The following is a 24,245-nucleotide window of genomic DNA, read 5'->3' as shown; positions in this document are numbered from 1 at the left end:
ATTTATGGAAGAACAGGGAAAAGAAATAATATATTTTCTGAGATTTCGTTTTACGTTTTTACAATTTTGGGCATTATTCTTTGGGTGGAATTTCTTTATCTGTTTTGTCTGGCCAGTTTTGATTGATTCTTATTTTGGAGTTACCATTTTTGTTTGCGCTTTTTCCTTAGTTTTTGCAATTGCAGTTAATAATACACTGGCTTTATTCTTATTGGTTTTATTTCATATTAATAAGAATATTGTAATTTTTTATCAAAGAGCAATGTTGTTTATCAGCGCTTATTTAGGAACATGTGTTTTTAGTTGGTTTATGCCTCCAATGAGTATTTATGTTTTTTTAGAACATTTATTTATAAATACGCTTACCATATTTTTGTATTACACAATGGCAACAAAAGCAACTAATAACAGTTAGTGAATTCTGCATGTTTTTTTAGAACTTTATTTCTTTCTAGAAGAAAATTTTGCAGATGATTTTTTAAAAACAGATTGTCAAATAATTTTCCGAAAATTCCATACGGCGTTTCATATTGCAATTTGTCTTTCATAATTGTAAAACCATTTTCTTCTTCAAAAAAGTGTTCATGTTTAAACGATTTGAATTTGCCTTTCTCCATTTCATCTACAAAATAATCATAGAGATTCATTGCTGTAATACAGCTTTTGTGTGTGAGATAAAATCCGAAATGTTTGCCACGCCAAGTTACCGTTTCGTTTAAATTTATTAGACCTGAAGTTATGCCGTCAATAGCTTTTTCCTTTGACGGACTTGCTGATTGCTGATGAATGTCTATGTTTCTTGAGACATCAAAAACGATTTGTTTAGATGCTTTTATTTTGGTTGTGAGATTTATTGTTGTCATGATTTTCTTTGTTTTGTGTGTTGTTTTGTCATTTCGAGCGAAGGGAGAAATCACACTAGAAACTCCGCAATCAAAATCGTCAATCTTTGTCGATTCTCTAGTGTGATCCCTCGTTCCTCGGGATGACAAAAAAGACGTAATATTATTTTACTAAATCTTTAAAAGCATCATCAATCTCCCCAAACTTAAATTCAAACCCATTTTCCAAAAGCCGACTCGGAATTACATTTCTGCTCTTCAAAACCAATTCCGTTTCCGTTCGAATGATAAAAGAGCCAATTTCTAAGAAAAATTTATTTAACGGAATTCCGAATGGAAAACCAACCGCTTTTCTAAGTTTCTGCATAAAATCAATATTTCGAATTGGAGTAGGAGAAACAACATTTACAATTCCTGAAATTTCTTTTTCAATAATAAAATCAACCGCATTTGCAAAATCATCTTCATGAATCCAGCTCACAAACTGATTGCCATTTCCTTGTTTTCCTCCAAAACCAATTTTTGCCAAATTCTTTAATGGAATAAAAGCGCCACCATTTTTGCCTAAAACAATAGAAGTTCGCAAAGCTGTTTTTAACGTCCTTGGAGTTTCAGTTTTAAAAAATGCTTTTTCCCAAGAAAGGGCAACATTTATAGAAAAGTCATTTCCAATTTCACCATCAGTTTCGTCCATTTGTTTATCTAATGAAAAACGATAAATAGTTGCGGTTGATGAATTCAGCCAATGTTTAGGCGGATTTTGACATTTTAAAATTGCTTTGTTTAGAATTTTCGTGCTTTCAATTCTAGACCAAAGAATTTCTTTTTTATTCTCTTTCGTATAACGGCAATCAACCGATTTTCCTGCGAGATTAATTAAAACCGTTGCATTCTCTAATTCCTTTTCCCAACCTGTAAAAGTTCTGGCATTCCAGTTTACATATTTAATTCTGTCAATTGTCTGAGATTTTCCTCGAGTCAGAATTACAATTTCTTCAAATTTATTTTTGAAATGATTTACTAAAACTTGTCCGAGAAAACCAGTTCCAGATGCTATAATGAGTTTGTTCATTGTGTTGATTTTTTTAGCCACGAATTACACGAATTACACGAATTTTTAAAATGTGTACAGTCTGCATTAAAAATAATTAGTGAAAATTTGTGTAATTAGTGGCAAATCCTTACAGTAAATATTTAAGCTTTAAAAACCAATCTTTCTTCTTGCTGCGCTTCCTTAGCTTTTCTTTTTCCTCTAAAAAAGAAATATAAATTGAAGAACAACATTATGCCAAGATAAATAGAAAATCCACCAATTTTATAACTCAATCTTTCAATTAATTCCTGATAACTGTCTTGGCTTAATTGCAGTTCTAGAATCATTAATGCAAAACCAATATTTAAAAGATAGAATCCCGTTTCAAAAAGTTTGTTGGTTGCTTCAGCGATTTCTTCTCGGCCTTTAAAAATGTCCAACATAAAAATTTTCCCGTTTTTAAAAAGAGTCTTAGAAACATAATAAGTTAAAAATAAAGCAACTGGCAAGTAAATTCCGTATCCGATTAAGATTTTTGTAGTTTCCATAATATTTAGTTTTTGTTGTTGTTAATTAATTTTTGAATGTATTTAGTTATAATTAAAATGTTGAGGTAATGTAGGATTGAAATAATAAAAATTATGACAGCTGTTTTGATGCAAATCGTTTCAATTACTTGAGTAGAAGAGATAATTTTTTGCCAGGAAATTAAAGTCATTGCACAATAGCCAATGTTCAAAAGATAGTAGGCCAAGAGCAAAACGTGATTTATTCTTTGACAAATATCCGCGTGATTTGGGATTAAATCTGCAACGTAAATATTTCCGTTTTTGTAGCAGATTTTTCCAACTTTTAGAATGATGAAAGTTGTAATGCCGAGATAGATTAAATATCCAATAATGTTGAAATTCATAATTTCTTTTTTTGATTATAGATAATAAACGTTAGAAAGAATATTAAGGCAACTGGTAATAAGAAAAGCCAAGTAAATTCTCCATCCCAGATCAAAAAGAAAAAGATTACGAGTGAGAAATAAATGTAAATGAATTTGTTTTTCGGAAACAAAATAAGAAATAGAAATGCAGCTAAAACTTGTAATGCTCCTGTAATTGCTATTCCATAAGCACCTGCGAGTAAAAACGTTAATGCACAAATATTGATAATTTCCATTATTTTAAAAGTTGTTTTCATAGTTACTATTGTTTTTAAACTTTCAGAAAAAATTGAAAGTTTGAATTAAATTTTTTTTATTTCATCATTTTTATAAACAATTTCCCAAGCCAGTTATCATTAAATTCAGTCATTTTGTCCAACATATTATCTGCTTTTAAAACAAAATCATAGAGTTTAGTGGTTTGATCAACGAAGTGTTTTTCTTCTGCCGAATCTTTAGCTTCAATTGTCGAAACTTCTTTTAAGATTTTCAGCGTTGGCTTAATTTCTCTTTTGCTTCTTTCTCTAGAAATTTTAACTGCTAATTCGTCCAAATCTTTTTCAGCTGTAAAGAATTCTTTTCTTTCGCCTGCTTTAAATTCTTTGTATACAATTCCCCAATCCATTAAAGCTCTTAGGTTCATACTTGCGTTGCCACGCGAAATTTGCAATTCTTCCATAATGTCTTCCATAGAAACAGGCTCGTTTGAGACCATTAATAAAGCATGGATTTGCGCCATCGTTTTATTAATTCCCCATTGAGAACCTAATGCTCCCCAGGTTTGTACAAACTTATTTTTTGCTTCTTTGAATTCCATGAGTCAAATGTAGGTGAAAGTTTTTAAACTTTCAAAAATAATTGAAACTTATTTAACAAATTATAAAGTTGTGTTAATTCAAACCCTGAAATTTTTGATTAAATAATGATACAGCTATTTTTGTAAAAATCACATTTTATGGAATTATACTACACATTTTCGGTGCTAATTGTATTGGCATCATTCTTCGCCTATTTAAATTTAAGATTTTTAAAACTTCCAGGAACCATCGGAATCATGATTATTGCGATGTTGGTTTCAGTTGGAATTCGCCTGTTAGGAGATTCTTATTTTCCTGCTACGACAAAACACTTTTTTGATCTGATAAAAGAATTTGATTTCAACGAAATCCTGATGGGAGCAATGTTGAACTTTCTTTTATTCGCAGGAGCTTTGCACGTAAACATGTTTGATTTGAAAGAACAAAAAGTTCCTATCATGATTTATTCGACAGTAAGTGTCGTTTTATCAGCTTTAATTATTTCTGTTCTACTTTATTATATCGCACCGCTTTTAGGTATAACTATTCCTTACATATTTTGCTTGGTTTTCGGAACTTTAATTTCTCCAACCGATCCAATTGTGGTTTTGGGAGTTTTAAAAGAAGCCAAAGTTCCTAAAAGGATAGAAACTAAAATCGTTGGTGAATCATTGTTTAATGATGGAGTTGCAGTTGTAATGTTTGCGGTTGTTCTAAAAATGGCAACCGATCCGACATTTGATGCTACTTTTGGTTCAATTAGTTGGTTGTTTATCAAAGAAGGAATTGGCGGACTTTTATTAGGAGCCATTTTCGGATTTACGGCATCAAAGGTGATGAAGAAAATAGATGATTATAAAGTTTCTGTTCTTATAACACTTTCTATTGTAATGGGAGGATTTTTAATTGCTCAAAGTTTGCACGTTTCTAGTCCACTAGCAATGGTTGTTGCTGGATTGATTATTGGGAATTATGGTAAAAAAGTGGCCATGAGTGAAGTGACTAAAGATTATTTAGGCAAATTCTGGGAACTTATTGATGAGATTTTAAATGCTATATTATTCTTATTTATTGGCTTCGAATTATTATTACTTCCTGATTTGAACAAACAATTACTGACAGGTTTTGTGGCAATTTTCATTGTACTTTTTTCAAGATTAACCTCAATAGTTTTACCATGGAAATTCTTCGATATATTCAAATTCTTCGGAATAAAATCTGCTTATAACAAAGGTTCTTTGATGGTTTTGGTTTGGGGCGGAATTCGCGGTGGAGTTTCTATTGCGTTAGTACTTTCTATGCCTGAAAGTGAATATAAAAATCTGCTTTTGGAAGTAACTTATATTGTAGTTTTATTTTCTATTGTTGTTCAAGGATTGACAGTTGGGAAATTAGCTAATAGGGTTTTGGAGAAAGAGTAAGAAGTATAGAGAAAAGAGCAAAGAGGAAAGATTTCTATTCTTTGTCTTTAGATTCTTAAACTGAAAACCCTGCAAGTTCTTTTGCAGGGTTTTGTTTTTTTATCGTTTATCTTCTTTCGAATAATTAGATTCTCCATTAATATTAATTTCTCCGCCTAAAAAACGAGGTTCGCGATTTCTTAAAACATCAAAAAACGATTTAAAAATAGAGCCATATTCTCTAAAGCGAACATAATTATATCCTAAATATTCTCCTCGATTTGCAGAATATCCAGCCGATTTAATTCCGAGTTTTTGGCCAATATAAATGGCACGATTCAAATGATATTCCTGTGAAATTAAAGTTGCTTTTTTAATCTTGAAAATATGTTTTGCACGATACATTGTTGAATACGTATCGAAACCTGCATAATCAATAAATATTTTGGTTGTGTCAACTCCGTGATTAAAACAGTAGTTTTTCATAACCGTTAATTCATCATATTCATCTCGGCCATTATCTCCCGAAAGCAGAATTTTATTGATGCGTTTTGCTTTCCAAAGCATAATTCCTGCATCTAGACGATCTTTTAAATATTTGCTTGGTTGATTTCCGTTAATTCCTGCGCCAAAAATAATTCCGACATCATTCTTTGGGAATTTTTTTATGGAATAATAAATATTCTTTTTGGTCGAAGATTTTACGTAATAATTTACTGAGATAATAGCAATCAATCCGATAATGGCAAGATAAAGCGCTATTTTAAAATATTTTTTCACGGCTTGTATTTGTAAGATTAAGATTTAAAAACACGAAGATAGCTAAAGTAAAATCAAATAAAAAACCGAAGTATTTCTACCTCGGTTCTAATTATCTAATATTCTAAGAAGTCTAGAGAAGTCCCGCTCTTTTCAACAAAGCCTCAGGTTTTGGTTCTTGTCCTCTGAAACGTTTGTACAAAGTCATTGGATGTTCTGTTCCTCCTTTAGAAAGAACATTGTCTTTGAATTTTTTCGCAATTTCTTCATTAAAGATTCCATTTTCTTGGAAATATTCAAAAGCGTCAGCGTCTAGAACTTCTGCCCATTTGTAGCTGTAATATCCAGAAGAATATCCACCTTGGAAAATATGAGAAAATGCCGTACTCATCGCATTTTCTTTTACATCAGGATACAATTGCGTATTGGCAAATTGTTCTGTTTCGAAAGCTTTTAAATCTGTGATAGAAGTTGGATCTTGTCCGTGCCAAGCCATATCTAATAATCCGAAACTTAACTGACGTAAAGTCGCTAAACCTTCTTGGAAACTTGCACTTTCTTTAATTTTCTGAACATATTCGATTGGAATAATTTCTCCCGTTTCGTAATGATTCGCAAACAAAGCCAAAGCTTCCGGTTCGTAACACCAATTCTCCATAATCTGACTTGGTAATTCTACGAAATCCCAATAAACAGAAGTTCCAGATAAACTTGGGTAAACCGTGTCAGCCAACATTCCGTGCAATCCGTGACCGAATTCATGGAATAAAGTTGTTACTTCATTAAAAGTCAATAATGAAGGTTTTGTTTCGGTTGGTTTTGTGAAGTTGCAAACATTAGAGATGTGCGGTCTTTCGTTTACGCCATCTTTTACATATTGCGATTTGAATGAAGTCATCCAGGCACCATTTCTTTTCCCCTTTCTTGGGAAGAAGTCTGCGTAGAAAATAGAAACTAAATTGCCATCAGCGTCTTTTACTTCGTAAGTCGTAACTTCTTCATGATATTTATCAATATCAAAAACTTCGGTAAAAGTTAAACCGTATAATTTTTTGGCAACTGTAAAAGCGCCGTCCAAAACTTTTTCTAATTGAAAATAAGGTTTCAGTTTTTCATCATCTAAATTAAAAAGCTGTTGTTTTAATTTTTCAGAATAATAAGCACCGTCCCATTTTTCTAATTGGTCGATTCCGTCTAATTCTTTCGCGAAAGCAGTCAATTCAGCAAACTCTTTTTGAGCTGCAGGTTTTGCTTTTGCAAGTAAATCATTTAAAAAAGAAAAAACTTTTTCCGGACTTTCGGCCATTCTTTCTTCCAGAACAAAATGCGCGTGCGTTTTATAACCTAATAAATTTGCTCTTTCGTGACGAAGTTTAGCAATCTTCAAAACGTTTTCTTCATTGTTGAATTCGTTCTTCTGGAAACCTTTTGCTCCAAAAGCAATTGCCATTTTTTTACGCAATTCACGATTGTCAGCATAAGTCAAAAACGGAACATAACTTGGATGATCTAAAGTAAAGATCCAGCCTTCTTTTTCCTGATTTTTAGCTAATAGTCTTGCGGCTTCGATTGTGCCCTCTGGTAAACCTGATAAGTCTTTTTCATCAGTTAAATGCAATTCGAAGTTGTTGGTTTCAGCCAAAACATTTTCGCCAAACTGTAAACTCAATTTCGATAATTCTTTGTCGATTTCTCGTAATTGATTCTTTTTTTCTTCTGGAAGATTGGCTCCGTTTCTTGAAAAGCTTTTGTATTTTTTATCTAGTAAAGTCGTTTGTTCCGCGTTGAGGTTCAAACTTTCTTTTTGATCATAAACGGCTTTTACTTTCGCAAACAAATCAGCATTCAAACGAATGTCGTTTCCGAATTCTGAAAGCCAAGGTGAAACTTCCTGAGCAATTTTCTGCATTTCGTCATTCGTTTCAGCCGAATTCAAATTGAAGAAAATACTAGAAAGACGGTCCAAAATATCGCCTGAATAATCCATCGCTACGATAGTGTTTTCAAAAGTCGGCGCTTCAGGATTATTTACAATCGCATCAATTTCGGCTTTAGCCAAAGCTATTCCTTCTTGAAAAGCCGGAACATAATCTTCGATTTTAATTTGCGAAAAAGGTGCGGTGTTATGTTTGGTGTTAAAGTATTGTGTTAATACGCTCATATTGTTTATGCTGTTTAAAAATATAAATTTAGAAAATCATAATTTGAATTTCTCCGTATCCTGAAAAGTATTCCAAAAACGAAGCAATTCTAAATTAGTGTTTTCGATACGATAATAAAGTGAAATATGTTTGGTAATGACAATTTTGTAAACATTTTTATAATTTGTTTTGAGAAATAAAACATTGTCATTTTTTAAAAGTGCAATTGTGGTATTTACTTTTTTAATGAAATTTTGAGCAACATTTTCAGACCATTCAGCTTCCAAATAATCGATGTTGTTCCAAAAGTCTTGTTTAGCTTGTGGAGACCAAATTACATTCATTATTTAAAGTATTTTGAATAACGATTTTTAGTTTCTTCCATAACAACATCATGTGAAATTCCTTCATTATTATCTAAAGAATAAATAGCCTCATTTATTTTGCTTTTTTGTTCTTCTGAAAGATTTTCTTTGGATTGAATGAACTCGACAATTTCCTGAATTAAATCGGGATTTTCAATGTCTAAAACTATTTTAGCGAGCTCTATTTTAGAAGTTTGAATGTTCATTTTGCTTTTTTCTCAAAGTTAAGTTTTTCTTTTAGAAATTTTTATAAGTATTCGTTAATTCTTACAGTGGTTGATTTCGCAAAGATTCGCAAAGAAAAAAACACAGAGATTCGCAAAATTTTGCGTGTCTCTGTGTTTTCTTTATGTATCTCTGTTAAATTACTTTTTTAAACCTTCAGCCGCTTTATTAACCGCCGCTTTCAATTCTTCTTTATAAGAAATAATAGTATCTAAAACTTTTTTGTCGTGGCTTCCGATGATTTGCGCTGCTAAAATCCCAGCATTTTTTGCTCCGTTTAAAGCTACAGTTGCAACAGGAACGCCACCCGGCATTTGCAGAATCGATAATACAGAATCCCAACCGTCAATTGAATTGCTTGACTTTACTGGAACTCCAATTACTGGAAGCGGGGACATTGAAGCCACCATTCCCGGTAAATGCGCCGCACCGCCCGCACCGGCAATAATTACCGAAATTCCGCGGTTGTGTGCATTTTTACTGAAATCGAATAATTTTTCCGGCGTTCTGTGCGCCGAAACGATATCTACTTCAACTTCTACATTAAATTGTTTTAATATGTCGATTGCATCTTGCATAACTGGCATGTCTGAGATGCTTCCCATTATAATAGCTACTTTGCTCATGTGTTTTTGTTTGTTTTGTTTCAGGTTTAAAGTTTCAAGTTTTTGTTGAGACTGAAAAACTGTTTATTTTGTTTTAAGTTGTGAACTGTTACTGAACACTAAAAATTACTGACCACTGATCACTCTAATAGTATTCTTCACTTCTTGCGCAACTCTTCTCGCCTCAGCCATATCTTCATTTACGATTGTCACGTGGCCCATTTTTCTGAAAGGACGCGTTTGTTTTTTACCGTAAATATGTGGTGTAACTCCGTTCCATCCTAAAATAGTCTCGATGTTTTCGTAAACTACATTTCCAGAATGCCCTTCGGCACCAACTAAGTTTACCATAATTCCGGCAACTTTGCTGTCTGTGTTTCCTAACGGAAGATCTAAAATTGCGCGTAAATGATTTTCGAATTGTGAAGTATAACTAGCTTCGATTGAATAATGCCCAGAATTGTGCGGACGTGGCGCAACTTCGTTTACCAAAATTTCGTCGTCCTGAGTCTGGAACATTTCAACTGCTAAAAGTCCAACGTGATTGAAATTCTCTGAAACTTTCAAAGCTACCGCTCTTGCTTTTTCAGCTACTTTATTGTCGATTCTTGCTGGACAGATTACGTATTCAACTTGGTTGGCTTCTGGATGAAATTCCATTTCGACAACAGGATATGTTTTCATTTCTCCTGAAGGATTTCTAACCACAATTACTGCCAATTCGTTTTTGAACGGAACCATAGTTTCTGCAATACATTCTACATTTGGAAGATTATCTAAATCCGATGCTTGACGAACTATTTTTACACCATTTCCGTCATAACCAAATTCGGTGCATTTCCATACAAAAGGCATCTCGACTCCGCTCGATGTGACAGCAGATTTTAATTTATCTAGATTTTCAAATCTTTCGAAAGGTGCAGTGGGGATATTATTTTTAGCGTAAAAATCTTTTTGAACGCCTTTATTCTGAATTCCTTTTAAGGTTTGTGGAGACGGATATATTTTTAAACCTTCGTTTTCCAATTGCGTTAAAGCTTCAAGGTTTACCAATTCGATTTCGAAAGTCAAAACATCGACTTGTTTCCCGAAATTATAAACGGTATCATAATCCATTAAATCGCCTTGAAAAAATTTGTTGCAGGCAATTTTACTCGGCGCTTCGTCGCTTGGATCTAGTACGTAGGTTTGTATGTCAAATTTTCTGGTGTCGAACAGAAGCATTTTACCTAATTGTCCGCCACCTAATATTCCTAATTTAAAATCAGAAGAAAAATAATTCATTTTGTGTTGTGTTTTTGCAAAGATACTTTTTAATCTTTTTTTAGCCAAAATTTAGTTTTTCTGCCACAGATTAAAAGGATTAGAAAGGATTTTTTTGTTTGCCACGAATTGCACAAATTTTCACGAATTATTTTTTTTAAAATTCGGTCTAAAAAAATTAGTGAAAATTTGTGCAATTCGTGGCAACTAAAACTCCACAAAGAAAGAAATCTTTTTAATCCTTTTAATCTGTGGCCAACAAAAAACTATTTTATTTTCTTCAAAACTTCTTTGGCTACGGCTTTGTAGGCTGCGGAATGGTCTCCGAAATCTTTATCGATTATTACTTTTAGTTCGGGATGAATCCAGTCGTAATAATTTCCTAGAATATATAAAGTTCTTATCGAATACGCTTTTGTAGCGACTTTGGTATCGTTGATTAGCCAATCAAAAGAAGCTTCGATGCAGTTTTGAAGATTTTCTTCGGAGAGTTTTATGCTGTTTTCGCTTTTCTTATAATGTGATTTTACTAAAAGCTGAACGATTTTTGCAATCGGACGCATGGCACTTTCGTCTTTTAAAACTTTCAGATTTGAACAGAAAAAATCGAGGTGAGGCTGGAGCCAAAGCAATTCTTCGTAAGAAACAAATTCTAAAATCCAGCAGGCTTTGTGGTTGTTTTTGTCTTCGGGTGAAAAACAAATTGAAACTAATGCGCTGAAAAGTGAAGGGTTTTCTAAAACATCTTGCGCGGTTTTGAGGCGGTTTTCTCTATAAGCATTAACATAATCCAGTTTTTTCTGCAGTTCGGAAAGCATTGTCTTTGAAATTTAATACGCCACTAAAATAAATAATTTAATGAGATAATTCCGTAATAGTTTATAGGTAATCCTGGATAGTAAAATCTTGGTTGTGCATTTCCGATAGCAGTTGCATTAGTTAAAATCATCGAAGCGTATTTTTCGTTCGTAACATTATTTATTCCTGCGTCTAAATGTGCTTTTAATCCCGATAAAATTTCAAATTGATATCCTGTTTTTAAATTTAATAAAGAATATGAATCTGAAAAATCGACGTTTGAATCATTCATCGGAATTTTATCTGTAAACTGAAAATCGGCTGAAAAATAAAATCCTGAATTGGTATTGAAATTAAAACCTGCACTTGCGGTATTGGCTGGAACCCCGGTTAATTTGTTTCCAGAATAATCATTTCCGTTATCAACAAATTCTTTAAATTCATAATTTCCGATTGAAGTTCCTATATAGGAATTTAAATTGAAAAATCTGCTAATCGGCCAATTATGATTTAGCGAAATTTCAACTCCCTCATGAAAAGTCTTTCCAGCATTTACACCTTCATATTGATCATCACCGATTCTTTTGGCAACCAATAAATCTTTAATTTCCATTCGATAGACTGCAATTTCAGCATATAGTTTTTTGCTAAAAAGATGAAGTTTGCTTCCTAATTCAAAATTGTAACCTCTTTCGGGTTTGATGTTTTGATTGATATTTCCCGTTGAAGTTAACGTTTCTTCGGTTGCGGGAAGTGAAAATCCTCGGCTTGCAGAAAAGTAAAAAGTTTGAACTTCATTTGGTTTAAATAAAAGAGAAAGTTGTGGCGAAAAAATGCCATCATAACTATATTCTTCCTTTGGATTATTCTCGGAAGCGGGAAAACCATTCTGCAATTCAAATTTGGTTTTGTTGTAATTTAAACCTGCTTGAATTTCAAATCGATCAGAAAGTAAAGTTCTGATTTGAGAAAAAATATTATAAAAATGCCTTTTCTGGTCGGTTGCAGTAAGTGGATCGCCTTGCAAACTTCCGTTTCCATTATTCTGCTGATATAAGTTTTCGAAAGTATTCCCGCTATAATCATCTCTGAAATATTCTAATCCCGCAATAAATTGATTTTTAATTTTTCCGATATTGAAATCTCCCGAAAATTGAGTTCGTACACCCGAGGCAAAAGTATATTGGCGCAAAATATCAAAAGGTCGCGGTTCGTTGCTGTCTTTGTAATTGATAAAAACGGAAGTCGAATTTTTTAAGTTTTCATTAATTGAAAAATCATAAGCCAGTCCGCCCAAAGTTGATTTGTATTCTTTAAAACCTTTTGAAGCAACCCAAGTCGGCGCGCCTGCCTGTGGATTATTTTCGAAAGTTGTTTTATTAATCGAACTCGGAATGTAAGCTTTCAAATAAGTGTAGTTTGAAAAGTACGTCAGTTTGCTGTTTTTCTTTCTGAATAATTCTCCGCCAAGTGTAATTCCTTCGCGATTGTAAGCGCTGTTTTCGCGCCAGCCGTTGGTTTTTAAATTGTGATAACTCAGATTTAAAGAAGCATTATTTTCATTCAAATTAAAAGAAACTCTATTTTTCAATAATCCGTAAGATCCAAAAACAGAACTTATTTCGGCTTTATAATTTCCTTTTTTTAAAGTTTGAGGCGAAATCAAAATTGCGCCACCTAATCCAGCGCCGTAAATACTAGAAAGTGGTCCTTTAATAACTTCAATTTGATTGATGTTTTGAAGATCAATATCGTCAATTAAGGTTTCGCTGTTTCCAGAAGTTAACGGAATGCTTCCGTAAAAAGCTCTGATTTTATTAGTTCCATACGGCGTTCTTGCGCCAATTCCTCGAATCGAAATTCGGGTTGTAGTGATATTTGAAGATTGCATGAAAACGCCAGGAATTGTATTTATCACGTTGCTGATGTCTGTAGTGTTATTTTGAAGTAATTCTTTTTTAGATAAAATGCCAATCGAAGCGGGGCTATTTTGCAAATCACGATTAATATGAAGCGGACTTATTAAAACTTCGTTCAGTTTTTGAGTTTTGTCAGAATCAATATTTTGGACTTCTTTTTCTTGTGCGGAACTATTTTTAGAAATGAAAAGAACAAAAAGAAGCAAAAAATATTTTTTAAAAGGCATAAAAAGAGCAGATTTAAAATGCAGTTTTATTTTAACACATAGAAACATAGTATTGATTGAGGCAAAAAAGGCGTTTTACTTGTCAAAAGCCACATAGTAACTATGTGTGAAAACTAGTTTTCTTAGTAACATCTTTTTAAACAAAAATCTATGTCTCTATGTGTTTAAAATGTTTATAGTTTGTGCAGAAAGCAATCAAATTTAAAAATCAATATATTTTTAACCGCAAATTCACGCAAATTGATTTGTGAAAATCTGTGTAATTTGTGGTTGAATTAAGTGATTTATTTCGCTGTCACTTTCCAAATAGTATTACTGCTGTCGTCGTTTACCAAAAGCGATCCGTCATTCATAACCGTTACCGCAACTGGACGTCCGTAAACTTCTGCTTTGTTTTCGTTAGAAATAAATCCGGTTAAAAAATCTTCTGGTTTTCCTGAAGGTTTCCCATCTTTAAAAGGAACGAATAAAACTTTATAACCTGAAATTTTTGAACGGTTCCAAGAACCATGCTGTCCTACAAAAACTCCATTTTTATATTTTGCTGGAAATTTATCTTTAGTATAAAATGCCAATCCTAATGAAGCGGTATGAGAACCAACAGGAACATCGGGAACAATTGCTTTTTCAACCAAATCTTTTCTTTCGCCTTTCATTCTTGGATCTGGAATACTTCCAAAATACGAATATGGCCAACCGTAGAAACCGTCTCTTTTTACACTGGTAATATAATCAGGAACAAGTTCGTCTCCTAATTCGTCGCGTTCGTTTACTGCTGTCCAGAGTTCTTTATTCACAGGATTCCAATCCATTCCAACAGGATTTCTTAGTCCCGAAGCAAAGATTTTTTCTCCTGTTCCGTCAGGATTAATTTCGAGAATTGCCGCACGACGAACTTCTTTGTCCATTCCGTTTTCTCCATTATTACTTCCAGAACCTACAGAAACGTAAATTTTACTTCCGTCAGGACTTGCCAATAAATTTCTAGTCCAATGATTATTGTAGCCGCCTGCAGGAAGTTCAAGGATTTTTTCTCCTTTTGTTTCCAGTTTCAGCGGATTGTTTTTATAAGGATAGCGGTATAATCCATCGGTATTAGCAATGTAGAAAAAGTCTTTTAAAACTAACATTCCAAAAGGTTTGTTGAGTCCAGAAATAAAAACTTCGCGAGTTTCAAATTTTCCGTCTTTGTCTTTATCTCTTAAAACTGTGATTTGATTTTTACTCGATCTCGTTCCGCTTTCAACCACAAAAATATCTTGGTTTGGCGCAATATAAGTCCAACGCGGATTTTCGAATCCGTCAGCAAATTTGGTTACCGTAAAACCTTCAGGTGCTTTTGGTGTCTTGCCAGCTGGCCATCCAATTACTTTACTATTATTCGTTTTAGATTCGGTTGCATAGGGCGGAGGAAGCGTAATATCTCCAATGGCAGTTTTTACAACATTGCCTGGCTGTTTGCCAAGCGCTTCTTTTTCTTCTTTTTTTACTTGCCCATTGCAGGCAGTCATTAAGGCTAGTAGTGGTATAGATAATAGGGATAAGGGTTTTTTCATCGGTTTTTTGTAGTTAAATGATTATATCACAACAATTTACTGAAATTTAGAATAGGGTCAAAAAATAATTTGTAAACATTAACTGATATTTAACATTCATAAAAAATATCTCGATACAGTTTATTTTGATAGAAGCTGTTAAGTTCTAATTCTTTATCTTTGTCCATTATTTTAAAAAGAAAAATAATGATACAACTTCACGATAAACAATTTGTTCCGTTTATTTCGGCTAAAGAAATTGATTTTGCTTTAACTAAAATGGTGGCTCAGGTAGAAGACGATTTTGGCGATGACACACCAATTTTTATTGGGGTTCTGAATGGCGCTTTTATGGTAGTGTCAGATTTTCTGAAAAAATATAAAAAGCCTTGTGAAGTTTCGTTTATAAAAATGGCTTCGTACGAAGGAACTGAAACGACAAATACCGTTAAAGAATTAATTGGAATCAATCAGGATCTTTCAGGAAGAACAGTAATTATCATTGAAGATATTATTGATACTGGAAATACTATTGAAGAATTAAAGCATTTGTTTAAAGCACAAAACGTAAAGCATTTTAAAATCGCGACTTTGTTCTTTAAGCCAGAAGCATACAAAAAAGACATCAAAATAGATTATATCGGAATTCGAATTCCGAATAAATTTATTGTTGGTTACGGTTTAGATTACGATGGTTTAGGAAGAAACCTAACCGAAATTTACAAATTAGCAGAATAACAAAACACAACTAAATATTCATTTAAAGACTTCTGAAAGACAGAAGTAACAACACTCATTTCAATTATGATTAACATCGTTTTATTTGGAAAGCCTGGTGCAGGAAAAGGAACTCAGGCAGAATTTTTAAAAGAGAAATACAATTTAACGCACCTTTCGACAGGAGATATTTTTCGTTTCAATTTAAAAAATGATACTGAACTAGGAAAACAAGCAAGAGTTTTTATGGACAATGGAGAATTGGTTCCTTGCGAAGTAACAACTGCAATGTTAATTGATGAGGTGAAAAAACACCCAGATACAGCAGGATTTTTGTTTGACGGTTACCCAAGAACAATCAACCAAGCTGAAGCTTTAGACAAATTTTTGCCAACAATCGGATCTAGCGTAACAGCTACAATTGCTTTAGAAGCTGATGACGAAATTTTGGTAAAACGTCTATTAGAAAGAGGAAAAACAAGCGGAAGAGCTGACGATCAAGACGAAGAAAAAATTCGTGTGAGATATCAGGAATACAATGAGAAAACAGCTCCTCTAATTGGATATTATAAAGAACAAGGTAAGTTTCATGCTGTTGATGGTATTGGAACTATCGAACAAATTACAGAGCGCTTAACGTCAGTTATAGATAATTTGTAGAAGCTTTCCAGCTGTACGTTACATTCCGATAATTATCGGGACGCAAAAAACTATTTTTCTAACTCTAAAACGGGCTTTTCAAATGTTTTTGACAATCAATGTTTTTGGGTTAGAAAAATTAGTTTTTTAATTGACAGCCATTTATATTTAAGATTACAAATTACATTTAACGAGACCATTTTATAACGAATCCACTATCAATTGGAAATACTAATTATATTTTTTCTAATTCTATTAAACGGAGTTTTCTCCATGTCTGAAATCGCATTGATTTCGGCCCGTAAAAACAGGTTGGAAACAGCAGCGAAAAAAGGCAACAAAAGTGCTAAAACAGCACTCGATTTAGCCAATTCCCCAAATAAGTTTTTATCTACAGTACAAATCGGAATTACCTTAATCGGAATTTTGACGGGTATTTATTCTGGTGACAAAATTACAGCAGATGTTGAACTTTTTGTGGCAGGAATTGCAGTTCTAAAACCTTACGCGCATTCAATCGCAGTGGGAATTGTAGTTGTAGTTTTAACTTTCTTTTCTTTGGTTTTAGGAGAATTACTTCCAAAACGAATCGGATTAAATTATCCAGAAGCAATTGCAAAAATGGTTGCAATGCCAATGAAAGTGATTTCGATTATTACAGCTCCATTTATTTGGTTATTAACTTCATCAACAGATTTCTTGTTGAATGTTTTTCAGATCAAACCAACTGCTGACGGAAAAGTGACCGAAGAAGAAATTAAAGCCATCATTAAAGAAGGAACAGAAGTTGGAGAAGTTCAAGAAATTGAACAAGATATTGTGGAGCGTGTTTTTCATATCGGTGATAGAAAAGTAAATTCTTTAATGACGCACCGCAAATCGGTTGACATGTTGCCATTAAAAGCCGATAAAGACAAAATTAAAGAGCTGGTTGTTCAGGATCTTCATGCAGTTTATCCAGTATACAACGATAATTATGATGATATAGTTGGAGTTGCAACGTTAAAAAATATTTTCGCCAATATTGAAAATGATAATTTTGATTTTTCATCTATAATAACTGAAGCGCCTTATTTAATGGAGCAGACTACAGCTTATAAAGCTTTAGAAAACTTCAAGAAAACAGGAATTCACTACGCTTTGGTTTCGGACGAGTATGGAGTTTTTCAAGGTATGATTACATTGAATGATATTCTGGAAGCTTTAGTAGGTGATGCCTCGGAATTTTACAAAGACGAATTCCAGCTTATAGAAAGAGAAGACGGTTCATGGCTAGTTGACGGACATTATTCGTTACACGATTTTTTAACGTATTTCGAATTAGACGAGCTGACAAACGATTACGAAGTAAACACCGTAAGCGGAATGATTATGACTGAGCTTTCGCATATTCCAAAAGAAGGCGAAAAATTGGTTTGGCAAAAATTCATTCTAGAAGTAATCGATATGGACGGCGTTAAGATTGATAAAGTTTTAGTAAAAGCGCTTAAAGAGTAAAATTTGTTTCAAGTTTAAAGTTTCAAGTTGGTTGACGTTCTGTTGACTTGAAACTTGAAACATGAAACTACACATAAACAAGAAAAAATGACAGAAGGAAATTTTGTAGATTACGTTAAGATATATGTTTCATCCGGAAAAGGAGGGAAAGGATCTACGCATTTACATAGAGAGAAATTTATTGAAAAAGGTGGTCCAGACGGTGGAGATGGAGGTCGAGGCGGACATGTGTATTTGGTTGGAAATAAAGGACTCTGGACATTATTTCATTTAAAGTTTGCACGTCACATTAAAGCAGGTCACGGTGGAGATGGAGGTTCTGACAGAAGTACAGGTGCAGACGGAGAAGATAAAATCATTGAAGTGCCACTAGGAACTGTTGTAAAAGACAAAGAAACTGGAGAAACACTTTTTGAAATTACAGAACACGGAGAGAAACAAATTCTAGCAAGAGGAGGAAAAGGAGGTTTAGGAAACTGGCATTTTAGAAGTTCTACAAACCAGACACCTCGTTATGCACAGCCAGGTTTGTTGGGTGTAGAAATGGATGTGGTTTTGGAATTGAAAGTTTTGGCCGATGTTGGTTTAGTTGGTTTTCCAAATGCTGGAAAATCTACTTTATTATCTGTTTTGACTTCTGCAAAACCAAAAATCGCCGATTATCCGTTTACGACTTTAAAGCCAAATTTAGGAATTGTTGCGTATAGAGATTTTCAATCTTTTGTAATTGCTGATATTCCTGGAATTATTGAAGGAGCCGCAGAAGGAAAAGGTTTAGGTCATTATTTCTTGCGTCATATTGAGCGTAATTCGACTTTATTATTTTTAATTCCAGTGGATACTGCTGATATTAAAGGCGAATATGATATTTTGGTAAACGAATTGACTAAGTATAATCCTGAAATGTTGGATAAAGAACGTCTGATTGTGATTTCAAAATGCGATATGTTAGATGATGAATTGAAAGCAGAATTGAAAGCTGAACTAGATGTTACTTTCAAAGATGTTCCGTATATGTTTATTTCGTCTGTTGCACAGCAAGGTTTGACAGATTTGAAAGACAGGCTTTGGAAAATGCTTAACGAATAAGATTCTAAGTTTCTAAGATTCTAAGCTCAAAAGAGAAAACTTAGAATCTTAATTGCTTAGTATCTTAGTAACTTTTCAAAAAAGGTGTTCTGTTCTCAGAGCACCTTTTTTGTTTTATAATGTTAAATTCGTAATAAACTGCTAAAAATATAGTGTCATTTTTAATTTTAAGATTGTTTAGGTTGAGATAATTGCTAAAATGGCTTATATTCGCATCACTTAAACAAAATAACATGAAAAAAGTAATTTTATTCTTGACCATGTGCCTTATGGCTTTCCCTATGAGAGCCGATGAAGGAATGTGGTTTTTGATGTTTATCGAAAGATTGAACCATAGAGATATGGAAAAAATGGGCTTGCAATTGACAGCCGAAGAAATTTACAGTATTAATCACCACAGTTTAAAAGATGCTATTGTACAATTCAATGGAGGATGTACTGCAGAAATCGTTTCTAATACTGGTTTGGTGTTGACAAATCACCATTGCGGTTATAGCGCAATTGCAGAACTTTCTTCTGCAGAACAAAACTATTTAAAAGATGGTTTCTGGGCTAAAGATCGTAGCCAGGAAATGAAGCCAAAATCTTTGTTTGTTCGTTTCTTCGTTCGTATGGATGATGTTTCTAAAAGAATCTTATCTAAAGTAAACGATCAAATGACTGAAACGGAAAGAAACAAAGTGATTCAGCAAGAAATCAGTTTGATCGAAAAAGAGAACAGCGAAAACGGAAAATATACAGTTTCTGTTCGTCCTTTCTTTCAAGGAAATGAATATTACTATTTTGTTTACCAAGATTATACAGACGTTCGTTTAGTTGGAACGCCTCCTGAAAGCGTTGGTAAGTTTGGTGGAGATACAGACAACTGGGAATGGCCTCGTCAAACAGGAGATTTCTCTATGTTTAGAGTTTATGCTGACAAAGACGGAAATCCAGCTGCTTATTCTAAAGATAATGTGCCATTACAGCCAAAACACTATTTGCCTGTAAGTTTAAAAGGTGTTAAAGAAAATGATTTTGCAATGATCTTAGGTTATCCAGGAAGAACAAATCGTTGGATGCCAGCTGGAGGAATTGAGCAAAACATTAAATATGCTTATCCTGCATGGGTTGAAGGTGCTAAAACCGGAATGGATGTTATGAAAAAGTATATGGATAAAGATGCAACTGTTCGTTTACAGTACGCTTCTAAATATGCTTCGACTGCAAACTACTGGAAAAACCGTCAGGGTATGATCGATGCTTTAACAAAAGCAGGAACGGTTGATACAAAAGCAGAACAAGAAGATAAATTCTATGAGTGGGCAAGTAAACCTGCAAATAAAGAAAAGTACGAGAATGTAATTCCGACTATCAACGATTATTACAGAGAAACAAATTTAAAAGCGCGTCATGATAATTATTTGACTCAGCTTTTACGTACTTCTGCTTATGCTACAGGACCAGCTAATTTAGGTAATGCCTTAATTGCTTACTACAAAGAAAATGATGCTAAAAAAGCTGAAATGCTTCCTAAAATCAATGCAATGGTAGAAAGCATTTATGGAGATTTTAATGCACCATTAGAAAAAGATGTTCTAACGGCTCAATTGAATTTATATGCTTCTAAAGCTGCTGAGTATGGACTTGCTCCAGAAATTGCAAAAATGAAAACGGCTAACAATGGTGACTTTACTGCTGATGTAGCAAAAGCAACTGAAATTAGCTATTTTACAACTAAAGAGAAAGTATTGGCATTTTTAGCTGATCCAAAACCATTGGCAATTGTACACGATCCGTTGTATATTATTTCTAATGATTTATTGACAAAATACCGTTCTAAAACAGACGATCAAGCAAAAGCGGATGATGGTTTTGCTGCTGCTTACCGTAAATTGGTTGAAGGTTTGAGAGAGTCTAAGTTGAACGCAATTAAATATCCTGATGCAAACTCTACTTTGAGATTGACTTACGGAAAAGTTCGCGCTTTACCTGCAGATCCTCGTAACGATGCAAAAATCAACAACTATACAACAATGGAAAGTATGGTTAAAAAATACAAAGCGGGAGATCAGGAATTTGACTTGCCAGCTCGTTTATTAGAATTAAACAAGAAAAAAGATTACGGACAATATGCTGATAAAGCAGGTTACATGCCAGTAAACTTCTTGACAGATAATGATATTACAGGAGGGAATTCAGGTTCACCAGTTCTTAACGGAAAAGGAGAATTAATCGGAATTGCTTTTGACGGAAATATCGAAGCAATGGCTGGAGACGTAATTTTCGATTCTAAATTACAAAGAACTATCAACGTTGATATTCGTTACGTACTTTGGATTATAGACAAATACGCTGGAGCTAAAAACATTATCGACGAGTTGACGATTGCTAAATAATCTTAAATTCTGAATTCTGAATATAAAGCCCGACAGGTTTCTGAAACTTGTCGGGTTTTTTATTTTCTTCTAATTAATTTATCTCCAAAACCAAATGTGGCATATTATATTTCCTTATTTTTGAAGAATAATATAGTTAGAGAATCTACGATATAAAATAATCAAATGACAAATTCGGGTTTGGGATTTGGAATTTAAATTTTGGAATTTTTAAATGAAAACACATTTCATCGCCATCGGCGGAAGCGCAATGCACAATCTGGCATTAGCATTACATAATAAAGGATACCAAGTTACTGGAAGCGACGATGCTATTTTTGAACCTTCAAAATCAAGACTAGAAAAAAAAGGAATTCTTCCTTCAGAGCTGGGTTGGTTTCCAGAAAAAATTACTTCTGATATTGATGCTGTTATTTTAGGAATGCATGCAAAAGCAGATAATCCTGAATTGTTGAAAGCGCAAGAATTAGGTCTGAAAATCTATTCTTATCCAGAATTTTTATACGAACAATCTAAGAATAAAACGCGCGTTGTAATTGGAGGTTCTCACGGGAAAACGACTATTACATCGATGATTTTGCATGTTATGAATTATCATAATATCGCCGTCGATTATATGGTAGGAGCACAGCTGGAAGGCTTCGACACGATGGTTCATTTAACTGAAGAAAATGATTTTATGGTTTTGGAAGGCGATGAGTATTTGTCTTCTCCTATTGACAGACGCCCAAAATTTCATTTATATCAGCCAAATATTGCTTTAATTTCTGGGATTGCTTGGGATCATATCAATGTTTTTCCAACGTATGAAAACTATGTCGAGCAGTTTGAGATTTTCATCGAAAAAATTACAAATGGCGGAATTTTGGTTTACAATGAAAATGATCCAGAAGTAAAACGTGTTTCTGAGGCAGCAACAAATCCGATTAGAAAAATTGCATATTCAACTCCAGAATATTCTGTAAGTGATGGTGTGACTTTATTAAAAACTCCAGAAGGCGATATGCCGATTGAAGTTTTTGGAGCGCACAACTTAAACAATCTTGCAGGAGCAAAATGGATTTGTCAAAATATGGGCGTTGACGAAGCTGATTTCTACGAAGCAATTGCAAGTTTCAAAGGCGCCTCTAAACGTTTAGAAAAAATTGCTGAAGGAAAAGGTAAAGTAGCTTACAAAGATTTTGCGCATTCTCCAAGTAAAGTGGCTGCGACAACAAAAGCAGTGAAAGAACAATATCCGAACAGAACTTTGGTGGCATGTTTAGAATTGCATACATACAGCAGTTTAAATGCGGCATTTTTAAAAGAATACGAAGGCGCTTTAGATAATGCTGATGTTGCAGTTGTTTTCTATTCGCCAGATGCTGTGAAAATTAAACAGCTTGAAGAAGTGACTTATGAACAGATTGCTGCTGCTTTCAACAGAAAAGATTTAATCATTTATACCAATCCAGCAGAATTTAAAAAATATTTATTCAACTTAAATTTAGATAATTCGGCTCTTTTATTAATGAGTTCTGGAAATTATGGAGGTTTGAATTTTGATGAGGTAAAAGGATTGATTTCTTAATTAGTCAATTAGAAAATTAGATAATGTGTCAATTGCTTTGCAGTTGGCACATTTTTTTTTAATTATCTCACTATGTTTTTGAAAGATTTTTCTTGTTTTTTTAAGTATCTTCGCATCTTAAAATCATAATTATGGAAGTGGGACATTTCGCTATAAAAAATTGGTCAGATGATGATAAACCTCGCGAAAAATTAATGCTTAAAGGGAAAGACGCTTTGAGTGACGCTGAATTATTAGCAATTTTAATCGGGTCAGGAAGTCGTAATGAATCTGCGGTTGCATTAAGCCAACGAATTTTAGCCTTTACAAAAAATCTAACTGCTTTGGGAAGAATGTCTATTTCGCAATTGATGCAATTTAAGGGTATAGGTGAAGCAAAAGCGGTTTCAATAGTTTCGGCTTTAGAACTAGGCAGAAGGCAGAGAATAGAAGACGTTTTAAAGGTTAAAAAAATAACTTCAAGCAAAGGTGTTTTTGATATTATGCAACCCATTATCGGAGAACTTCCGCATGAAGAATTTTGGGTGCTTTTTCTTAATAATTCTAATAAAGTAATTTATAAATCACAATTAAGCAAAGGAGGTATCGCGGGAACAATTGTAGATATACGCTTGGTTTTTAAATTAGCTTTAGAAAATGGTGCTACAGGCTTGATTTTGTGCCATAATCATCCTTCTGGAAGTTTAGTTCCAAGTAGTGCTGATAAACAAATCACCAAGAAAATTAAAACTGCAGGAGAAATTTTAGATGTTAAAGTTTTAGACCATGTTATTATTACTGAATCAAAATATTATAGTTTTGTAGATGAAGGAATTTTTTAATACATGAACACCAATATTACTGACATCTTTTTTGATTTAGATCATACGCTTTGGGATTTTGATAAAAACTCAGAAATGGCTTTTGATCGAATCTTTAAAAGTAAATATCAAGAAATCGCTACTCAAGATTTTATTAAAGAATATATTCCGATCAATCAAGAATGTTGGAGATTGTATCAGAATGATAAAATTACACATCAGGAGTTGCGTTATAATCGTTTAAAGCTATCTTTTGATGCTTTAAATTATGCAGTTTCAGAAGAGAATATTTTTGAAATTGCCAACGATTATATTGAGTTTCTTACTGATAATAATTATCTTTTTGATGGAGCAATTGAAGTTTTGGAATATTTAAAACCAAAATATAAACTGCATATAATTACAAACGGATTTGCACATGTGCAGGAAAAGAAAATTAATAACGCTTCGCTTGGAGGTTATTTTAGTACAATTACAAATTCGGAACTAGCAGGTGTTAAAAAGCCAAATAGTATTATATTTGATTATGCATTAAAATTGGCTAATACTTCAAAGGAAAACAGCATTATGATTGGAGACGATTTTGAGGCAGACGTAAATGGAGCTTTAAATGCTGGTTTGGATGCTATTTTCTTTAATGAAAAAAAGATAGATGTTTCTGGGAATTATAAACAAATTAACCATTTATTAGAACTAAAAAAATATTTATAAT

General features: G+C 33.3%; 25 protein-coding genes. 10 read left to right on the top strand and 15 right to left on the bottom strand.

The window, feature by feature from the left end; genetic code table 11:
• Nucleotides 1–4 precede the first annotated feature (4 nt).
• Nucleotides 5–415 (top strand): hypothetical protein, encoded by a 411-nt coding sequence (locus tag ACNRYB_RS02055; RefSeq protein ID WP_473729094.1) that lies wholly within the window; start codon nucleotides 5–7, stop codon nucleotides 413–415.
• Here ACNRYB_RS02055 and ACNRYB_RS02050 read toward each other — a convergent pair.
• From ACNRYB_RS02050 to ACNRYB_RS02025, 6 genes are all read right to left on the bottom strand, one after another.
• A complete protein-coding gene (locus ACNRYB_RS02050; protein ID WP_473729093.1) occupies nucleotides 402–863 on the bottom strand; it encodes an SRPBCC family protein in 462 nt (153 codons plus the stop codon). The genes ACNRYB_RS02055 and ACNRYB_RS02050 overlap by 14 nt on opposite strands.
• A 142-nt stretch (nucleotides 864–1,005) precedes the next feature.
• The gene (locus ACNRYB_RS02045) at nucleotides 1,006–1,914 is read right to left on the bottom strand and encodes a TIGR01777 family oxidoreductase (RefSeq protein ID WP_473729092.1); all 909 of its coding nucleotides are present in this window, start codon (nucleotides 1,912–1,914) and stop codon (nucleotides 1,006–1,008) included.
• Nucleotides 1,915–2,036: 122 nt separating this feature from the next.
• A complete protein-coding gene (locus ACNRYB_RS02040; protein WP_473729091.1) occupies nucleotides 2,037–2,423 on the bottom strand; it encodes a hypothetical protein in 387 nt (128 codons plus the stop codon).
• A 5-nt stretch (nucleotides 2,424–2,428) separates the two neighbouring features.
• Nucleotides 2,429–2,788 (bottom strand): hypothetical protein, encoded by a 360-nt coding sequence (locus ACNRYB_RS02035; RefSeq protein WP_473729090.1) that lies wholly within the window; start codon nucleotides 2,786–2,788, stop codon nucleotides 2,429–2,431.
• Nucleotides 2,785–3,066: a hypothetical protein gene (locus ACNRYB_RS02030; protein ID WP_066033507.1), complete on the bottom strand. Its 282-nt coding sequence runs from the start codon at nucleotides 3,064–3,066 to the stop codon at nucleotides 2,785–2,787. The genes ACNRYB_RS02035 and ACNRYB_RS02030 overlap by 4 nt, the downstream gene beginning before the upstream one ends.
• Before the next feature lie 56 nt (nucleotides 3,067–3,122).
• Nucleotides 3,123–3,626: a GbsR/MarR family transcriptional regulator gene (locus ACNRYB_RS02025; RefSeq protein ID WP_129747986.1), complete on the bottom strand. Its 504-nt coding sequence runs from the start codon at nucleotides 3,624–3,626 to the stop codon at nucleotides 3,123–3,125.
• 138 nt (nucleotides 3,627–3,764) lie between these two features.
• Here ACNRYB_RS02025 and ACNRYB_RS02020 point away from each other — a divergent pair, with 138 nt between their 5' ends.
• Nucleotides 3,765–5,027: a cation:proton antiporter gene (locus ACNRYB_RS02020; RefSeq protein WP_129747985.1), complete on the top strand. Its 1,263-nt coding sequence runs from the start codon at nucleotides 3,765–3,767 to the stop codon at nucleotides 5,025–5,027.
• Nucleotides 5,028–5,126: 99 nt separating this feature from the next.
• On the opposite strand, the gene ACNRYB_RS02015 is transcribed toward ACNRYB_RS02020, so the two are convergent.
• The 9 genes from ACNRYB_RS02015 to ACNRYB_RS01975 form a co-directional block, all read right to left on the bottom strand.
• Nucleotides 5,127–5,786 carry a SanA/YdcF family protein gene (locus ACNRYB_RS02015; RefSeq protein ID WP_473729089.1) on the bottom strand — a complete coding sequence of 220 codons (660 nt, stop codon included), beginning with the start codon at nucleotides 5,784–5,786 and terminating at the stop codon, nucleotides 5,127–5,129.
• 112 nt (nucleotides 5,787–5,898) lie between these two features.
• Complete coding sequence (locus tag ACNRYB_RS02010) at nucleotides 5,899–7,926, bottom strand: M3 family metallopeptidase (protein ID WP_473729088.1); 2,028 nt, start codon at nucleotides 7,924–7,926, stop codon at nucleotides 5,899–5,901.
• 36 nt (nucleotides 7,927–7,962) lie between these two features.
• Nucleotides 7,963–8,250: a type II toxin-antitoxin system RelE/ParE family toxin gene (locus ACNRYB_RS02005; protein ID WP_473729087.1), complete on the bottom strand. Its 288-nt coding sequence runs from the start codon at nucleotides 8,248–8,250 to the stop codon at nucleotides 7,963–7,965.
• Complete coding sequence (locus tag ACNRYB_RS02000) at nucleotides 8,250–8,477, bottom strand: hypothetical protein (protein ID WP_026727903.1); 228 nt, start codon at nucleotides 8,475–8,477, stop codon at nucleotides 8,250–8,252. The genes ACNRYB_RS02005 and ACNRYB_RS02000 overlap by 1 nt, the downstream gene beginning before the upstream one ends.
• Before the next feature lie 159 nt (nucleotides 8,478–8,636).
• The gene (purE, locus tag ACNRYB_RS01995) at nucleotides 8,637–9,122 is read right to left on the bottom strand and encodes a 5-(carboxyamino)imidazole ribonucleotide mutase (protein WP_073418297.1); all 486 of its coding nucleotides are present in this window, start codon (nucleotides 9,120–9,122) and stop codon (nucleotides 8,637–8,639) included.
• 105 nt (nucleotides 9,123–9,227) lie between these two features.
• Nucleotides 9,228–10,385: a 5-(carboxyamino)imidazole ribonucleotide synthase gene (locus ACNRYB_RS01990; RefSeq protein ID WP_473729086.1), complete on the bottom strand. Its 1,158-nt coding sequence runs from the start codon at nucleotides 10,383–10,385 to the stop codon at nucleotides 9,228–9,230.
• A gap of 245 nt (nucleotides 10,386–10,630) precedes the next feature.
• The gene (locus ACNRYB_RS01985; RefSeq protein WP_473729085.1) at nucleotides 10,631–11,182 is read right to left on the bottom strand and encodes a hypothetical protein; all 552 of its coding nucleotides are present in this window, start codon (nucleotides 11,180–11,182) and stop codon (nucleotides 10,631–10,633) included.
• A 23-nt stretch (nucleotides 11,183–11,205) separates the two neighbouring features.
• Nucleotides 11,206–13,308: a TonB-dependent receptor gene (locus tag ACNRYB_RS01980; RefSeq protein WP_473729084.1), complete on the bottom strand. Its 2,103-nt coding sequence runs from the start codon at nucleotides 13,306–13,308 to the stop codon at nucleotides 11,206–11,208.
• Nucleotides 13,309–13,592: 284 nt separating this feature from the next.
• Nucleotides 13,593–14,864 carry a PQQ-dependent sugar dehydrogenase gene (locus ACNRYB_RS01975; RefSeq protein ID WP_473729083.1) on the bottom strand — a complete coding sequence of 424 codons (1,272 nt, stop codon included), beginning with the start codon at nucleotides 14,862–14,864 and terminating at the stop codon, nucleotides 13,593–13,595.
• Nucleotides 14,865–15,050: 186 nt separating this feature from the next.
• Between ACNRYB_RS01975 and hpt the strand changes: the two genes are divergently transcribed.
• The 8 genes from hpt (at nucleotide 15,051) to ACNRYB_RS01935 (ending at nucleotide 24,244) form a co-directional block, all read left to right on the top strand.
• Nucleotides 15,051–15,581 (top strand): hypoxanthine phosphoribosyltransferase, encoded by a 531-nt coding sequence (gene hpt / locus ACNRYB_RS01970; RefSeq protein ID WP_160782686.1) that lies wholly within the window; start codon nucleotides 15,051–15,053, stop codon nucleotides 15,579–15,581.
• 66 nt (nucleotides 15,582–15,647) lie between these two features.
• Complete coding sequence (locus ACNRYB_RS01965) at nucleotides 15,648–16,220, top strand: adenylate kinase (RefSeq protein WP_239452933.1); 573 nt, start codon at nucleotides 15,648–15,650, stop codon at nucleotides 16,218–16,220.
• A gap of 201 nt (nucleotides 16,221–16,421) precedes the next feature.
• Nucleotides 16,422–17,696: a hemolysin family protein gene (locus ACNRYB_RS01960; RefSeq protein ID WP_473729082.1), complete on the top strand. Its 1,275-nt coding sequence runs from the start codon at nucleotides 16,422–16,424 to the stop codon at nucleotides 17,694–17,696.
• Nucleotides 17,697–17,783: 87 nt separating this feature from the next.
• A complete protein-coding gene (gene obgE / locus ACNRYB_RS01955; protein WP_473729081.1) occupies nucleotides 17,784–18,785 on the top strand; it encodes a GTPase ObgE in 1,002 nt (333 codons plus the stop codon).
• A 233-nt stretch (nucleotides 18,786–19,018) separates the two neighbouring features.
• Nucleotides 19,019–21,163, top strand: coding sequence for a S46 family peptidase (locus ACNRYB_RS01950; RefSeq protein WP_473729080.1), 2,145 nt, complete (start codon nucleotides 19,019–19,021; stop codon nucleotides 21,161–21,163).
• Between the two features lie 214 nt (nucleotides 21,164–21,377).
• Nucleotides 21,378–22,733: a UDP-N-acetylmuramate--L-alanine ligase gene (locus ACNRYB_RS01945; RefSeq protein ID WP_129747975.1), complete on the top strand. Its 1,356-nt coding sequence runs from the start codon at nucleotides 21,378–21,380 to the stop codon at nucleotides 22,731–22,733.
• A gap of 131 nt (nucleotides 22,734–22,864) precedes the next feature.
• Nucleotides 22,865–23,554, top strand: coding sequence for a RadC family protein (radC, locus tag ACNRYB_RS01940; protein WP_129747974.1), 690 nt, complete (start codon nucleotides 22,865–22,867; stop codon nucleotides 23,552–23,554).
• Between the two features lie 3 nt (nucleotides 23,555–23,557).
• Nucleotides 23,558–24,244, top strand: coding sequence for a YjjG family noncanonical pyrimidine nucleotidase (locus ACNRYB_RS01935; RefSeq protein WP_129747973.1), 687 nt, complete (start codon nucleotides 23,558–23,560; stop codon nucleotides 24,242–24,244).
• The last annotated feature ends 1 nt before the right edge of the window (nucleotide 24,245 follow it).

The sequence above is a fragment of the Flavobacterium sp. CR10 genome (assembly GCF_055814415.1).
This window is presented reverse-complemented; position numbering and strand designations above follow the sequence as displayed.

Bases quoted from the DNA above. Each gene is read 5' to 3' on its own strand.
- ACNRYB_RS02055 (WP_473729094.1), top strand. From the start codon at position 5: ATGGAAGAACAGGGAAAAGAAATAATATATTTTCTGAGATTTCGTTTT.
- ACNRYB_RS02050 (WP_473729093.1), bottom strand. From the start codon at position 863: ATGACAACAATAAATCTCACAACCAAAATAAAAGCATCTAAACAAATC.
- ACNRYB_RS02045 (WP_473729092.1), bottom strand. From the start codon at position 1,914: ATGAACAAACTCATTATAGCATCTGGAACTGGTTTTCTCGGACAAGTT.
- ACNRYB_RS02040 (WP_473729091.1), bottom strand. From the start codon at position 2,423: ATGGAAACTACAAAAATCTTAATCGGATACGGAATTTACTTGCCAGTT.
- ACNRYB_RS02035 (WP_473729090.1), bottom strand. From the start codon at position 2,788: ATGAATTTCAACATTATTGGATATTTAATCTATCTCGGCATTACAACT.
- ACNRYB_RS02030 (WP_066033507.1), bottom strand. From the start codon at position 3,066: ATGAAAACAACTTTTAAAATAATGGAAATTATCAATATTTGTGCATTA.
- ACNRYB_RS02025 (WP_129747986.1), bottom strand. From the start codon at position 3,626: ATGGAATTCAAAGAAGCAAAAAATAAGTTTGTACAAACCTGGGGAGCA.
- ACNRYB_RS02020 (WP_129747985.1), top strand. From the start codon at position 3,765: ATGGAATTATACTACACATTTTCGGTGCTAATTGTATTGGCATCATTC.
- ACNRYB_RS02010 (WP_473729088.1), bottom strand. From the start codon at position 7,926: ATGAGCGTATTAACACAATACTTTAACACCAAACATAACACCGCACCT.
- ACNRYB_RS02005 (WP_473729087.1), bottom strand. From the start codon at position 8,250: ATGAATGTAATTTGGTCTCCACAAGCTAAACAAGACTTTTGGAACAAC.
- ACNRYB_RS02000 (WP_026727903.1), bottom strand. From the start codon at position 8,477: ATGAACATTCAAACTTCTAAAATAGAGCTCGCTAAAATAGTTTTAGAC.
- purE (WP_073418297.1), bottom strand. From the start codon at position 9,122: ATGAGCAAAGTAGCTATTATAATGGGAAGCATCTCAGACATGCCAGTT.
- ACNRYB_RS01990 (WP_473729086.1), bottom strand. From the start codon at position 10,385: ATGAATTATTTTTCTTCTGATTTTAAATTAGGAATATTAGGTGGCGGA.
- ACNRYB_RS01985 (WP_473729085.1), bottom strand. From the start codon at position 11,182: ATGCTTTCCGAACTGCAGAAAAAACTGGATTATGTTAATGCTTATAGA.
- ACNRYB_RS01980 (WP_473729084.1), bottom strand. From the start codon at position 13,308: ATGCCTTTTAAAAAATATTTTTTGCTTCTTTTTGTTCTTTTCATTTCT.
- ACNRYB_RS01975 (WP_473729083.1), bottom strand. From the start codon at position 14,864: ATGAAAAAACCCTTATCCCTATTATCTATACCACTACTAGCCTTAATG.
- hpt (WP_160782686.1), top strand. From the start codon at position 15,051: ATGATACAACTTCACGATAAACAATTTGTTCCGTTTATTTCGGCTAAA.
- ACNRYB_RS01965 (WP_239452933.1), top strand. From the start codon at position 15,648: ATGATTAACATCGTTTTATTTGGAAAGCCTGGTGCAGGAAAAGGAACT.
- obgE (WP_473729081.1), top strand. From the start codon at position 17,784: ATGACAGAAGGAAATTTTGTAGATTACGTTAAGATATATGTTTCATCC.
- ACNRYB_RS01950 (WP_473729080.1), top strand. From the start codon at position 19,019: ATGAAAAAAGTAATTTTATTCTTGACCATGTGCCTTATGGCTTTCCCT.
- ACNRYB_RS01945 (WP_129747975.1), top strand. From the start codon at position 21,378: ATGAAAACACATTTCATCGCCATCGGCGGAAGCGCAATGCACAATCTG.
- radC (WP_129747974.1), top strand. From the start codon at position 22,865: ATGGAAGTGGGACATTTCGCTATAAAAAATTGGTCAGATGATGATAAA.
- ACNRYB_RS01935 (WP_129747973.1), top strand. From the start codon at position 23,558: ATGAACACCAATATTACTGACATCTTTTTTGATTTAGATCATACGCTT.